This window comes from Methylobacterium thuringiense (assembly GCF_022179645.1).
Taxonomy (GTDB): Bacteria; Pseudomonadota; Alphaproteobacteria; order Rhizobiales; family Beijerinckiaceae; genus Methylobacterium; species Methylobacterium thuringiense.
The window spans coordinates 1-1,191 of the sequence record NZ_BPRA01000044.1; the positions used below are offsets into that span (position 1 = coordinate 1).

General features: G+C 66.9%; 1 protein-coding gene. It reads left to right on the forward strand.

The features are described from left to right. Position 1: 1 nt before the first annotated feature. Positions 2-1,191, forward strand: a 1,190-nt coding sequence (tuf, locus tag MFF07_RS22430) for an elongation factor Tu (RefSeq protein WP_147817312.1), incomplete at its 3' end; no start/stop codon positions are given.

A 1,191-nucleotide genomic window follows, 5' to 3' on the forward strand; every position in this document is an offset into this window, starting at 1 on the left:
GATGGGCAAGGAAAAGTTCAACCGCAACAAGCCGCATTGCAACATCGGCACGATCGGCCACGTGGACCACGGCAAGACGTCTCTGACGGCGGCGATCACGAAGGTTCTGGCGGAGTCGGGCGGCGCGACGTTCACGGCCTACGACCAGATCGACAAGGCTCCCGAGGAGAAGGCCCGCGGCATCACGATCTCGACGGCCCACGTCGAGTACGAGACGGCCAACCGGCACTACGCCCACGTCGACTGCCCCGGCCACGCCGACTACGTGAAGAACATGATCACGGGCGCCGCGCAGATGGACGGCGCGATCCTGGTGGTCTCGGCCGCCGACGGCCCGATGCCGCAGACCCGCGAGCACATCCTGCTCGCCCGTCAGGTCGGCGTGCCGGCGCTGGTGGTGTTCCTGAACAAGGTCGACCTGGTCGACGACGAGGAGCTGCTCGAGCTCGTCGAGATGGAGGTGCGCGAGCTCCTCTCGAAGTACGAGTTCCCGGGCGACGACATCCCGATCACCAAGGGCTCGGCCAAGGTGGCGCTGGACAACGGCGACAAGGCCGTCGGCCATGACGCGGTGATCGCGCTGATGAAGACGGTGGACGAGTACATCCCGCAGCCGGAGCGTCCGGTGGACAAGCCGTTCCTGATGCCGATCGAGGACGTGTTCTCGATCTCGGGCCGCGGCACGGTGGTGACGGGTCGCGTCGAGCGCGGCATCGTCAAGGTCGGCGAGACGGTGGAGATCGTCGGCATCCGCGACACCCAGACCACGACGGTCACGGGCGTCGAGATGTTCCGCAAGCTGCTCGACCAGGGCCAGGCCGGCGACAACGTCGGCGTGCTGCTGCGCGGCACCAAGCGCGAGGACGTCGAGCGCGGCCAGGTCGTGTGCAAGCCGGGTTCGGTGAAGCCGCACACCAAGTTCAAGGCCGAGGCCTACATCCTGACCAAGGAGGAGGGCGGCCGCCACACGCCGTTCTTCACCAACTACCGCCCGCAGTTCTACTTCCGCACCACGGACGTGACCGGGATCTGCACCCTTCCCGAGGGCACCGAGATGGTGATGCCGGGCGACAGCGTGACCATGGACGTCGCCCTGATCGTGCCGATCGCCATGGAAGAGAAGCTGCGCTTCGCCATCCGCGAAGGCGGCCGCACCGTCGGCGCCGGCGTCGTCGCTTCGATCCAGGAATA